The sequence below is a fragment of the Pseudomonas sp. SWRI111 genome (assembly GCF_014268555.1).
Lineage (GTDB): Bacteria > Pseudomonadota > Gammaproteobacteria > Pseudomonadales > Pseudomonadaceae > Aquipseudomonas > Aquipseudomonas hamedanensis.
Genome location: NZ_JABWQQ010000014.1, coordinates 157,941 through 170,470 on the forward strand (window position 1 = coordinate 157,941; position 12,530 = coordinate 170,470).

Consider the following 12,530-nt stretch of genomic DNA (forward strand, 5'->3'; position numbering starts at 1 on the left):
CGAGCGGCCCGTTTGAGGAGATAGCATGATTGTTCGTCCCGTACGCAGCAGCGATTTATCCGCGCTGATCGACTTGGCCCGCAGCACCGGCACCGGCCTGACTACCTTGCCGGCCAACGAAGAGCGCCTGACTCACCGGGTCGGCTGGGCCGAGAAGACCTTTCGCGGCGAAGCCGGGCGTGGCGATGCGGACTACCTGTTCGTGCTCGAAGATGACAACGGTCGTGTGGTGGGGATTTCCGCCATTGCCGGCGCGGTCGGTCTGCGTGAGCCGTGGTACAACTTCCGCGTTGGCCTGACCGTCAGTGCTTCGCAGGAGCTGAACATCTACCGCGAGATTCCGACGCTGTTTCTGGCCAACGACCTGACCGGCAATTCCGAGCTGTGCTCGCTGTTTCTGCACGCCGATTACCGCAATGGCCTGAACGGGCGCATGTTGTCCAAGGCGCGCATGCTGTTCATCGCCGAGTTCCCGGAACTGTTCGGCAACAAGATCATCGCCGAGATGCGCGGTGTGTCCGATGACGCCGGGCGTTCGCCGTTCTGGGAGAGCCTCGGTCGGCACTTCTTCAAAATGGAATTCAGCCAGGCCGACTACCTGACCGGCGTTGGCAACAAGGCGTTCATCGCCGAACTGATGCCGAAATTCCCGCTGTATACCTGCTTCCTTTCGCCGGATGCGCGCAACGTCATTGGCCAGGTGCACCCGGACACCGAGCCGGCACTGGCGATGCTCAAGAGCGAAGGTTTCAGCTATCAGGGTTACGTCGATATCTTCGACGCAGGTCCGGCCATCGAATGCGAAACCAGCAAGATCCGCGCAGTGCGTGACAGCGAAGCGCTGGTGCTGGCCGTGGGCACGCCGGGCGATGACGCCACGCCGTTCATCATCCACAACCGCAAGCGCGAAGATTGCCGCATCACCGCAGCGCCTGCGCGTCTGGCTGCCGGCACGCTGGTGGTCGATCCGCAGACCGCCAAACGCCTTCAACTCAACGCCGGTGATCAAGTGCGCGCCGTGGCGTTGTCCGCAGCACGGGAGTCGAAATAATGAATTCGCTATACATCGCAGGTGAGTGGCTGGCCGGTCAGGGCGAGGCCTTTCAGTCGCTGAATCCGGTGACTCAGCAAGTGCTGTGGTCGGGTGAGGGCGCTACGGCCGCGCAGGTCGAATCGGCGGTGCAGGCAGCCCGTCAGGCGTTTCCGGGCTGGGCCCGTCGTACGCTGGACGAGCGCATCAGCGTGCTTGAGGCCTTCGCCGCGTCGCTGAAACACCACGCTGACGAGCTGGCTCGCACCATCGGTGAAGAAACCGGCAAGCCGTTGTGGGAATCCGCGACTGAAGTGACCAGCATGGTCAACAAGATTGCTATCTCGGTGCAGAGCTACCGCGAGCGTACCGGCGAGAAGAGCGGTCCATTGGGCGATGCCACTGCCGTGTTGCGGCACAAGCCGCACGGCGTGGTCGCGGTGTTTGGCCCTTACAACTTCCCGGGCCACTTGCCCAACGGTCACATCGTGCCGGCGCTGCTGGCCGGTAACAGTGTGCTGTTCAAGCCTAGCGAACTGACACCGAAAGTCGCCGAGCTGACCGTCAAGTGCTGGATCGAAGCGGGGCTTCCGGCGGGCGTGTTGAACCTGCTGCAAGGCGCGCGCGAAACCGGCATTGCGCTGGCGGCGAATCCGGGCATCGACGGCCTGTTCTTCACCGGTTCCAGCCGTACCGGCAATCATCTGCACCAGCAATTCGCCGGGCGTCCGGACAAGATTCTCGCGCTGGAAATGGGCGGTAACAATCCGCTGGTGGTCGATCAGGTCGCGGACCTCGACGCGGCGGTGTACACGATCATTCAGTCGGCATTCATTTCCGCCGGCCAGCGCTGCACCTGTGCGCGCCGTCTGCTGGTGCCGCAGGGCGCGTGGGGCGACAGCCTGCTCAAGCGTCTGGTGGAAGTCAGTGCAACGATTGAGGTCGGTGCATTCGATCAACAACCGGCGCCGTTCATGGGCTCGGTGATCTCCCTCGGCGCGGCGAAAGCGCTGATGGATGCGCAGGAGCAACTGCTGGCCAACGGCGCGGTGTCGCTGCTGGCAATGACGCAGCCGCAGGCGCAGTCGGCGTTGCTGACGCCGGGCATTCTCGATGTGAGCGCTGTGGCCGAGCGTCCGGACGAAGAACTGTTCGGGCCGTTGCTGCAAGTGATCCGCTACGCCGATTTCGCAGCGGCGATCAGCGAAGCCAACAACACCGCTTATGGGTTGGCCGCAGGTTTGCTCTCGGATTCCGAAGCGCGTTATCAGCAGTTCTGGCTGGAAAGCCGCGCCGGCATCGTCAACTGGAACAAGCAACTGACCGGCGCCGCGAGCAGCGCGCCGTTCGGTGGCGTCGGTGCCTCGGGCAACCATCGCGCCAGCGCCTACTACGCGGCGGATTACTGCGCCTACCCGGTGGCGTCGCTGGAAACGCCGAGCCTGGTGTTGCCATCGGCCCTGACGCCTGGCGTGAAGATGGCGTAACGGCCGATCGCGAGCAGGCTCACTCCTACAGTGGAATGCATTTCCATGTAGGAGTGAGCCTGCTCGCGATAGCCGCGACGCGGTCTGACTGAATTGTTACCTGAAGCCTATAACAACAGATTCTCGTGGAGCCTCGCTGATGAAATCCTATGAAGTCAATTTTGACGGTCTAGTGGGGCCGACCCATAACTACGGTGGTCTGTCCTACGGCAACGTCGCCTCGCAGAGCAACAGCCAGCAATCCTCGAATCCGAAGGAAGCGGCGCTGCAAGGCCTGGCGAAAATGAAAGCGCTGATGGACATGGGCTTCCAGCAAGGCGTGCTGGCGCCGCAGGAACGTCCCGACGTGGCCGCGCTGCGCCGTCTGGGCTTCAGCGGGACTGATGCGCAAGTGATCGAGCGCGCCGCCAAAGAGGCCATGCCGCTGCTGGTCGCCAGTTGCTCGGCGTCGAGCATGTGGGTAGCCAACGCCGCCACGGTCAGCCCGAGTGCCGACACAGCCGACGGTCGCGTGCACTTCACCGCGGCCAACCTCAACTGCAAATACCACCGCAGCATCGAGCACCCGACCACCAGCCGCGTGCTCGGTGCAATGTTCGCCAATCAGCAGCACTTCGCCCATCACGCCGCATTGCCAGCGGTGGCACAGTTCGGCGACGAGGGCGCGGCGAACCACACGCGCTTCTGCCGCGAGTACGGCGAGGCGGGCGTCGAGTTCTTCGTGTTCGGCCGCAGTGCGTTCGACAACCGTTTCCCGGCACCGCAGAAATACCCGGCGCGCCAGACCCTCGAAGCCTCGCAAGCCGTGGCGCGTTTGCACGGTCTGCGTGACGAAGGCGTGGTCTACGCGCAGCAGAACCCCGATGTGATCGATCAGGGCGTGTTCCACAACGACGTGATCGCCGTGGGCAACGGTGAAGTGCTGTTCTATCACGAGGACGCGTTCCTTGAGACCGACAAGATGCTCGCCGAGCTGCAAGGCAAGCTCGCCAAGGTCGGCGGTAACTTCCAGTCGGTGTGCGTGCCACGTTCGGCAGTCACCGTCGATGACGCGGTGCGTTCCTACCTGTTCAACAGCCAATTGCTGTCGCGTCCTGATGGCTCGATGCTGCTGATCGTGCCGCAAGAGTGCCAGGCCAACGAACGTGTATGGACTTACCTGCAAAGCCTGACCAGCGCCGGCGGCCTGATCCGCGAGGTGAAAGTCTTCGATCTCAAGCAAAGCATGCAGAACGGCGGTGGCCCGGCGTGTCTGCGTCTGCGCGTGGCGCTGAATGAAACCGAACTGGCGGCGGTCAATCCAGGGGTTATCATGACCGCCCCGTTGTACGGTTCGTTGACCGCATGGGTTGAAAAGCACTACCGCGACCGCCTGAGCGAAACCGATCTGACGGATCCGCAGTTGCTGCTTGAATGCCGGACGGCATTGGATGAACTGACGCAAATCCTTAAACTGGGCGCGGTTTATCCTTTCCAGATCAATTGATGGCCGGCGCGTCGCCTGAACGCGACGCGCGGCGTGTCACCCCAAGAGAGTAAAAACATGAGCGATTCCCTGCAGCTGATCCTTGAAGACACCGACGGCACGCAACTGCAAACCTCGTGCACCCGCGTCGCGGTCATGTGGCAAGGCAAAGAGCTGTGGATTCAGCAGGATGGCCGCGGCCAGTTGCTGATCGGCGTGGACGTCGAGGAAGGTGACGACGAGTACGCCAACCTGCTGCTGCGCCCATTGGCGACTAATCTGGTAAGTCTGCAACTGGAAATGGAACCGGCTGACCTCGGCGCTGACGAGGATCATGTACACGGCCCGGATTGCAACCACGACCACTAAGGAAACCGCTCTATGCTCGCCCTCGGCAAACTGCTTGAACTGACCCTCGCCGGCCGCGAACCGGCGGAGAAGACTCAACTGACTGTCGAAGGCGTGCGCATGCGCTGGTTGAGCGAAGGGGCGCTGGAAGTCCGGCCCCCGGAAGCGCGCGACAATGGCCTGGACCTGCTGCTGTCGGCAGGCATTCATGGCAACGAAACCGCGCCGATCGAGTTGCTCGATCGGCTGCTGCACGACATCGCCCGCGGCGACTTGAAGCCGCGCGCACGCATTCTGTTTCTGTTCGGCAACCCCGAGGCGATTCGCAAGGGCGAGCGCTTCGTCGAGCAGGACGTCAATCGGCTGTTCAACGGCCGTCATGAACAAAGCAGTGGTTCGGAAGCTTTGCGCGCCTGTGAACTGGAGCGTCTGGCAGCGAGTTTTTTCAGCAAACCCGATCGCCAGCGTCTGCACTACGACCTGCACACGGCGATTCGCGGCTCGAAGATCGAGCAGTTCGCCTTGTACCCGTGGAAAGAAGGGCGTCAGCATTCCCGCCGCGAACTGGCGCGCCTGCGCGCGGCCGGCATGGAGGCGGTGCTGTTGCAGAACAAACCGTCGATCGTGTTCAGTTCCTACACTTATGACAAGCTCGACGCCGAGGCTTTCACTCTGGAACTGGGCAAGGCGCGACCGTTCGGGCAGAACGACGGCGTCAACGTCTCGCTGCTGGAAACCCGTCTCAAGCAGATCATCGAAGGCACCGAGCCGGAGTCGGAAGAGGAAAACCTGGACGGCTTGCAGCTGTTCAGCGTCGCGCGGGAAATCATCAAACACAGTGATGCGTTCCGCCTCAACCTGCCGCAGGACATCGAAAACTTTTCAGAGCTGGAAATGGGCTACGTGTTGGCCGAGGATCTGGCTAATACCCGCTGGATCATCGAAGAGCAGGGCGCACGAATCATCTTCCCTAATCCCAAAGTCAAGAACGGCCTGCGCGCCGGCATCCTGATCGTCCCGGCCACCGACGAAAACCTCGCCTGAGCCAATCTTGGCCTGGCAAATACCCAATGTGGGAGCGGGCTTGCTCGCGAAAGCGGTCTATCAGCGCCTTATGTGCTGACTGATACACCGCCTTCGCGAGCAAGCCCGCTCCCACATTTTGGTTCGATGTCGGTCGTTACACCGCCACTGCCCGCGGCTCCGTACGCCGCAATGCACGAATCTTCTGCAGCGTATCCGCGCAAGTCCGCGCCGCTTCCTGACCCTTGTGCACAAAGTGCTCGAAGAAGAACTTCTGATGCTCTTCACCCGCATGGAAGTGATGCGGGGTCAGCGATACCGAGAACACCGGCACTTCGGTTTCAAGCTGCACCTGCATCAGGCCGCTGACCACCGATTGGGCGACGAACTCGTGGCGGTAGATGCCGCCGTCGACGACCAGGGCTGCCGCGACGATGCCGGCGTAACGGCCGGTCTTGGCCAGCAGTTTGGCGTGCAAGGGCATTTCAAAGGCGCCGCCGACTTCGAAGAAGTCGATGTCTGATTCCTGATAACCCTGGGCGATCATTTCGGCGACGAAGCCTTTGCGGCTCTGGTCGACGATTTCCTTGTGCCAGCAAGCCTGGATGAACGCGACGCGCTCGCCCTGCGGGTGTTTGCTTTTGCTGTCGATAGCGGTGGGTTGCATGTTCTGACTCCTGTTTGTGTGAAAAACAGGGCGTTATGAATCGAAAGGGATTCAAGGGTACGAACGCACGCACGAATGCCCGCGGACGGCCCTTTGGCGTCAATCCCGTTCTCTCTTCATCCGGACTATGACCGTCGGCCCCGGAATCACACCGGGTCTGCTGACCTTGCCGCCGCTCACCGACCAATGCCGGGTGCGTCGCCAAGCGCTCGCGGGCTATGCGCATTGCGCGCAATTACCGCCGGTGGGGAATTGCACCCCGCCCTGAGAACGTTTTTTGCCGCCCATAAGCCGGGCGGCGGCAAGTTTGTAACACATATTTTCCAGCCGTGCACACAACCTGTGGGAGCGAGCCTGCTCGCGAAAGCGGCTTCACATCCAACGAATATGCTGACTGTTACTCCGCTTTCGCGAGCAGGCTCGCTCCCACATGGATTGTGCTTTTTTCTGAGGGTGGTGATTTTTCCTCGTTGAAGGCTTGATTAATCCGCCCGATGACCGCAGTAATCCCACTTCACAAAGGGATTCCCCCTGCTACCAGAGGCCAGGTTCATGAGCGTTATCGATCTTCGCAGCGACACCGTTACCCAACCGACTCCCGCCATGCTCGATGCCATGACCGCAGCGGACACCGGTGACGACGTTTACGGCGAAGATCCGACGGTCAATCGTCTGGAGGCCGAATTGGCCAAGCGTCTGGGTTTCGCTGCCGCACTGTTCGTGCCGACTGGAACCATGAGCAACCTGCTGGGCTTGATGGCGCACTGTGAACGCGGCGACGAATACATCGTCGGTCAGCAGGCCCACACCTATAAGTACGAGGGTGGCGGTGCGGCGGTGCTCGGTTCGATTCAGCCGCAGCCGCTGGAGGTACAGGCTGACGGCTCGCTGGATCTGGAACAGGTGGCGGCAGCGATCAAACCCGATGACTTCCATTTCGCCCGCAGCCGCCTGCTGGCACTGGAAAACACCATGCAAGGCAAGGTGCTGCCGCTGGACTATCTGGCGCGTGCCCGACGGTTCACCCAGGATCATGGCCTGCAATTGCACCTGGACGGCGCGCGGTTGTACAACGCGGCGGTCAAGCTCGGTGTCGATGCGCGGGAGATCACCCAGTATTTCGACTCGGTGTCGGTGTGCCTGTCCAAAGGCCTTGGTGCCCCGGTCGGTTCGGTGTTGTGTGGCTCAGTCGAACTGATCGGCAAGGCGCGCCGGTTGCGCAAAATGGTCGGCGGCGGCATGCGTCAGGCCGGGTTGCTCGCGGCGGCGGGCTTGTACGCGCTGGATCACCATGTCGAGCGTCTGGCCGACGACCACGCTAATGCCCAGCGCTTGGCCGATGGTCTGCGTGAGGCCGGTTTCGTCGTCGAACCCGTGCAAACCAACATGGTTTATGTGCAAATGGGCGACAAGGCCGAAGCGCTCAAGGCCTTTGCCGGCGAACGCGGAATCAAGCTCAGCGCCGCTGCGCGTTTGCGCATGGTCACGCACATGGACGTCAATCGCGTGCAAATCGAGCAAGTGATCGCGACATTTATCGAGTTTTCGCGCCAGTGACAGCGTCAGCCGTCCAATTGAGCGTTTCTATCGTATAAACACGCTGTACCCCGCGCGCAGGGCCGATATAATGCGGCCCTTTGCCGTCGCTTCGTCTGTAGACGTTTCGAACAGGCCTTTGGCCGCAGCCTCCGTGGAAGAACCTAATGAAAAGCGCAGAAATCCGTGAAGCCTTCCTTCGCTTCTTCGAAGAGCAAGGCCACACCCGTGTAGCCTCCAGCTCTTTGATTCCGGGCAACGACCCCACCCTGCTGTTCACCAACGCGGGGATGAACCAGTTCAAGGACTGCTTCCTGGGCCAGGAAAAACGTGCATACACCCGTGCCACCAGCAGCCAGAAATGCGTGCGTGCCGGCGGCAAGAACAGTGACCTGGAAAACGTCGGTTATACCGCGCGTCACCACACGTTCTTCGAAATGCTCGGTAACTTCAGCTTCGGCGACTATTTCAAGCACGAAGCGATTACCTTCGCCTGGACCTTCCTTACTGGCGTGCTGAAGCTGCCAAAGGAAAAGCTCTGGGTCACTGTCTACGCCACTGACGACGAAGCGTATGACATCTGGACGCAAAAGATTGGTGTCCCGGCCGAGCGCATGATTCGCATCGGCGACAACAAGGGCGCGCCTTACGCATCCGACAACTTCTGGACCATGGGCGATACCGGCCCGTGCGGCCCGTGCACCGAGATTTTCTACGATCACGGCGAACACATCTGGGGCGGCCCGCCGGGCTCACCGGAAGAAGACGGTGACCGTTACATCGAAATCTGGAACAACGTGTTCATGCAATTCAACCGCACCGCCGATGGCGTGTTGCATCCGTTGCCAGCGCCGTCGGTGGACACCGGCATGGGCCTGGAGCGGATCAGTGCGGTGATGCAGCACGTCAACTCCAACTACGACATCGACCTGTTCAAGAACCTGCTGAAGGCTTCGGCCGAAGCGATCGGCTGCGAAAACGGCGATCAGTCTTCCTTGAAAGTGGTGTCCGATCACATCCGTTCCTGCGGTTTCCTCATCGCCGACGGCGTGCTGCCGTCCAACGAAGGTCGCGGTTATGTGCTGCGCCGGATCATTCGTCGCGCCTGCCGTCATGGCAACAAACTGGGCGCCACCGGCAGCTTCTTCTACAAGATCGTCGCGGCGCTGGTCGCCGAGATGGGCGAAGCTTTCCCGGAGCTGAAAAAGCAGCAGAGCAACATCGAGCGCGTGCTCAAGGCCGAAGAAGAGCAGTTCTCCAAGACCCTGGAACACGGCCTGAAAATCCTCGAACAGGATCTGGCCGAGCTCAAAGGCACCGTGGTGCCGGGCGATGTGGTGTTCAAACTCTACGACACCTACGGGTTCCCGATGGACCTGACCGCCGACATCGCCCGCGAACGCGGCCTGACCGTCGACGAAGTTGGTTTTGAGCGCGAGATGGAAGCCCAGCGTGTTCGCGCGCGTTCGGCCAGCTCGTTCGGTCTGGACTACAACACCCTGGTCAAGGTTGATGTCGCCACCGAATTCACCGGTTACGCGGCCACCAGCGGTTCGGCGAAAATCGTCGCTATCTATAAGGATGGCCAGTCGGTAGACGTTCTGAGCGAAGGCCAGGAGGGCGTGATCGTCCTCAATCAGACCCCGTTCTACGCCGAGTCTGGCGGTCAGATCGGCGACTGCGGTTTCATTCAGGCCGGCAACAGCCGTTTCGACGTGCGCGACACCACCAAGACCGGCGGCGCGTTCCTGCACCACGGCGTGCTGGCTTCGGGCAGCCTGATCATTGGCGCGCCGGTGGAAACACATGTCGACGCTGAAGTGCGTCACGCCACCGCGCTGAACCACTCGGCCACCCACTTGCTGCATGCAGCCTTGCGCCAGGTGCTGGGCGACCACGTGCAGCAGAAAGGCTCGCTGGTCGACAGTCAGCGCCTGCGTTTCGACTTCAGTCACTTCGAAGCGATCAAGCCGGAACAGATCAAGCAACTGGAAGACATCGTCAACGCGGAGATCCGCAAGAACTCCGCGGTTGAAACCGAAGAAACCGACATCGAGACCGCGAAGAACAAAGGCGCGATGGCGCTGTTCGGCGAGAAGTACGGCGACAGCGTGCGCGTACTGAGCATGGGCGGCGATTTCTCCGTCGAGCTGTGCGGCGGTATCCACGCCAACCGTACCGGCGACATCGGCCTGCTGAAGATCATCAGCGAAGGCGGTGTGGCCTCGGGCGTGCGTCGTATCGAGGCAGTCACCGGGGCGCAAGCACTGGCCTACTTGAACGCTGCCGAAGAACAACTCAAGGAAGCGGCCAGCTTGGTCAAGGGTAGCCGCGACAACCTGATCGACAAGCTCTCGGCTGTGCTGGAGCGCAACCGTCTGCTGGAGAAACAACTCGAGCAGTTGCAAGCCAAGGCAGCCAGCGCTGCGGGCGACGATCTGTCGGCCTCGGCGGTGGACGTCAAGGATGTGAAGGTGCTGGCCGCCCGTCTGGATGGTCAGGATGGCAAGGCGCTGCTGGCGCTGGTCGATCAACTGAAAAACAAACTCGGCCGCGCAGTGATCCTGCTCGGCAGTGTCCATGAGGAAAAGGTCGTACTGGTTGCAGGCGTAACCAAGGACCTGACTGGCCAACTCAAAGCCGGTGATTTGATGAAACAGGCTGCTGCGGCAGTGGGCGGGAAGGGCGGTGGTCGTCCGGACATGGCGCAAGGTGGCGGGGTTGATGCCGCCGCGCTGGATGGCGCGCTGGCGCTGACCGTTCCATTCGTCGAGCAGGGTTTATAAGACGGCCCGCCGGGTCCGCAGTCTAGTGGCGGATCCGGCGGCTGTTCGAAAGATTATTGGGCGCCCTTCATGGGCAGAGGCGGCTTTGAAATGGCTTTGATCGTACAGAAATTTGGAGGCACCTCGGTCGGCACTGTCGAGAGAATCGAGCAGGTCGCCGACAAGGTTAAGAAATTCCGCGATGCCGGCGATGACCTGGTGGTTGTGCTGTCTGCAATGAGCGGCGAAACCAACCGTCTGATCGATCTGGCCAAGCAAATCAGTGGCGAGGCGCAACCGGTTCCACGTGAACTGGACGTGATCGTTTCCACCGGTGAGCAGGTGACGATTGCCCTGTTGGCCATGGCGCTGATCAAGCGCGGTGTGCCGGCGGTGTCGTACACCGGTAATCAGGTGCGGATCCTGACGGACAGTGCCCACAATAAAGCGCGTATCCTGCAGATTGATGACCAGAAAATCCGGGGTGATCTGAAAGCCGGACGCGTGGTGGTTGTCGCTGGTTTCCAGGGCGTCGACGAGCACGGCAATATCACCACCCTCGGGCGTGGCGGTTCCGATACGACAGGTGTGGCCCTGGCCGCAGCACTGAAGGCGGATGAATGCCAGATCTACACCGACGTCGATGGTGTCTACACCACCGACCCGCGTGTCGTGCCGGTCGCTCAGCGTCTGGACAAGATCACCTTCGAAGAGATGCTGGAAATGGCCAGCCTCGGTTCCAAGGTCTTGCAAATTCGCGCGGTGGAATTCGCCGGCAAGTACAACGTTCCGCTGCGCGTACTGCACAGCTTCAAGGAGGGTCCGGGCACCCTCATTACTATTGATGAAGAGGAAACCATGGAACAGCCGATCATTTCCGGCATCGCTTTCAATCGCGATGAAGCCAAGCTGACCATCCGTGGCGTGCCAGACACCCCGGGCGTGGCGTTCAAGATTCTCGGCCCGATCAGTGCCGCGAACATCGAAGTCGACATGATCGTGCAGAACGTCGCGCACGATAACACCACCGACTTCACCTTCACTGTGCACCGCAACGACTACCAGGCCGCACAGACCGTGCTGGAAAACACCGCTCGCGAGATCGGTGCCCGGGAAGTGGTAGGCGATACCAAGATTGCCAAGGTCTCGATCGTCGGCGTCGGCATGCGTTCCCACGCAGGCGTGGCCAGCCGTATGTTCGAATCCCTGGCCAAGGAAAGCATCAACATCCAGATGATCTCGACCTCGGAAATCAAGGTGTCCGTGGTGATTGAAGAGAAATACCTGGAACTGGCCGTGCGCGCCCTGCACACGGCTTTCGAACTGGATGCTCCGGCCCGCCAGGGCGAGTAATTCCAATTCTGTGAAGGGCGCGGTCTGACCGCGCCCTTTATTTTTGAATGGCGCGAGCCCCTGAACTGTTCTTTTGCTCGCGCTGGTCAATACTCAGGCATGTAGGGCTACGATCGCTCCGGTTGTAGGTCGGGTGCCTTTTTTTTGCAGACTGTTGTCCCTGAACTGAAATGCATGAGGAGAAAGGTATGCTGATTCTGACTCGTCGGTGCGCAGAAAGCCTGATTATCGGTGATGGCGAAATCACCGTGACCGTGCTCGGCGTTAAAGGAAACCAAGTGCGTATCGGCGTCAACGCCCCGAAAGAGGTTGCCGTGCACCGTGAGGAAATTTACCTGCGTATAAAGAAAGAGAAGGACGAAGAACCAAGCCATTAATTTTTATCGATTTTTATGTTTGCAAACGGGGAAGAAGCTGGTTAATATACGCCCCGTGTTGCGGAGAGCTGGCCGAGTGGCCGAAGGCGCTCCCCTGCTAAGGGAGTACACCTCAAAAGGGTGTCGGGGGTTCGAATCCCCCGTTCTCCGCCATTATTTGCTTAGTACGTCGTAATCTGGCTTTTTCTGTAAGTTGTTGAAATTATTAGAAAAAGTGGTTGGCATAGAGATTAGACGGCCTATAATGCGCGGCAACAAATGCACTCGTAGCTCAGCTGGATAGAGTACTCGGCTACGAACCGAGCGGTCACAGGTTCGAATCCTGTCGAGTGCACCATTTAAGAGTTGGTTGCAGCAATGCAGGTAACTCGGCTTCATCCAGTTGTGGTCTGGGCTAAAAACACAAATGCACTCGTAGCTCAGCTGGATAGAGTACTCGGCTACGAACCGAGCGGTCACAGGTTCGAATCCTGTCGAGT

10 protein-coding genes, 2 tRNA genes and 1 riboswitch are annotated in these 12,530 nt (G+C 60.4%); of the genes, 11 read left to right on the forward strand and 1 reads right to left on the reverse strand.

Annotation, left to right across the window (positions count from 1 at the left end; all coding sequences use genetic code 11):
* The first annotated feature begins 25 nt into the window (after positions 1 to 25).
* The 5 genes from astA to astE all read left to right on the forward strand — a co-directional run bounded on the left by astA (position 26) and on the right by astE (position 5,374).
* The gene (astA, locus tag HU755_RS17510) at positions 26 to 1,051 is read left to right on the forward strand and encodes an arginine N-succinyltransferase (RefSeq protein ID WP_186551455.1); all 1,026 of its coding nucleotides are present in this window, start codon (positions 26 to 28) and stop codon (positions 1,049 to 1,051) included.
* A complete protein-coding gene (astD, locus tag HU755_RS17515; RefSeq protein WP_186634887.1) occupies positions 1,048 to 2,517 on the forward strand; it encodes a succinylglutamate-semialdehyde dehydrogenase in 1,470 nt (489 codons plus the stop codon). Before astA ends, astD begins: the two co-directional genes overlap by 4 nt.
* A 139-nt stretch (positions 2,518 to 2,656) precedes the next feature.
* The gene (gene astB, locus HU755_RS17520; RefSeq protein ID WP_186634872.1) at positions 2,657 to 4,003 is read left to right on the forward strand and encodes an N-succinylarginine dihydrolase; all 1,347 of its coding nucleotides are present in this window, start codon (positions 2,657 to 2,659) and stop codon (positions 4,001 to 4,003) included.
* A gap of 57 nt (positions 4,004 to 4,060) precedes the next feature.
* Positions 4,061 to 4,351, forward strand: coding sequence for a topoisomerase II (locus HU755_RS17525; protein ID WP_122612066.1), 291 nt, complete (start codon positions 4,061 to 4,063; stop codon positions 4,349 to 4,351).
* A gap of 12 nt (positions 4,352 to 4,363) precedes the next feature.
* Complete coding sequence (gene astE / locus HU755_RS17530) at positions 4,364 to 5,374, forward strand: succinylglutamate desuccinylase (protein WP_186634875.1); 1,011 nt, start codon at positions 4,364 to 4,366, stop codon at positions 5,372 to 5,374.
* A gap of 136 nt (positions 5,375 to 5,510) precedes the next feature.
* Here the strand turns inward: astE and HU755_RS17535 are convergent, their stop codons facing one another.
* Positions 5,511 to 6,020, reverse strand: a complete 510-nt coding sequence (locus HU755_RS17535; RefSeq protein WP_186622111.1) for a 6,7-dimethyl-8-ribityllumazine synthase — start codon at positions 6,018 to 6,020, stop codon at positions 5,511 to 5,513.
* A 103-nt stretch (positions 6,021 to 6,123) separates the two neighbouring features.
* Positions 6,124 to 6,296: riboswitch (FMN riboswitch) on the reverse strand.
* A 276-nt stretch (positions 6,297 to 6,572) separates the two neighbouring features.
* Between HU755_RS17535 and ltaE the strand changes: the two genes are divergently transcribed.
* From ltaE to HU755_RS17565, 6 genes are all read left to right on the forward strand, one after another.
* Positions 6,573 to 7,577, forward strand: coding sequence for a low-specificity L-threonine aldolase (gene ltaE, locus HU755_RS17540; RefSeq protein ID WP_186634878.1), 1,005 nt, complete (start codon positions 6,573 to 6,575; stop codon positions 7,575 to 7,577).
* Between the two features lie 146 nt (positions 7,578 to 7,723).
* On the forward strand, positions 7,724 to 10,342 hold the full coding sequence (gene alaS / locus HU755_RS17545; protein ID WP_186634881.1) for an alanine--tRNA ligase: 2,619 nt from the start codon (positions 7,724 to 7,726) through the stop codon (positions 10,340 to 10,342).
* Positions 10,343 to 10,432: 90 nt separating this feature from the next.
* Positions 10,433 to 11,674 carry an aspartate kinase gene (locus tag HU755_RS17550; protein WP_016773595.1) on the forward strand — a complete coding sequence of 414 codons (1,242 nt, stop codon included), beginning with the start codon at positions 10,433 to 10,435 and terminating at the stop codon, positions 11,672 to 11,674.
* Positions 11,675 to 11,862: 188 nt separating this feature from the next.
* Positions 11,863 to 12,051 carry a carbon storage regulator CsrA gene (csrA, locus tag HU755_RS17555; protein ID WP_002554426.1) on the forward strand — a complete coding sequence of 63 codons (189 nt, stop codon included), beginning with the start codon at positions 11,863 to 11,865 and terminating at the stop codon, positions 12,049 to 12,051.
* 62 nt (positions 12,052 to 12,113) lie between these two features.
* Positions 12,114 to 12,204, forward strand: a tRNA-Ser gene (locus HU755_RS17560).
* Positions 12,205 to 12,311: 107 nt separating this feature from the next.
* Positions 12,312 to 12,388 (forward strand) — tRNA-Arg (locus HU755_RS17565).
* Positions 12,389 to 12,530 lie beyond the last annotated feature (142 nt).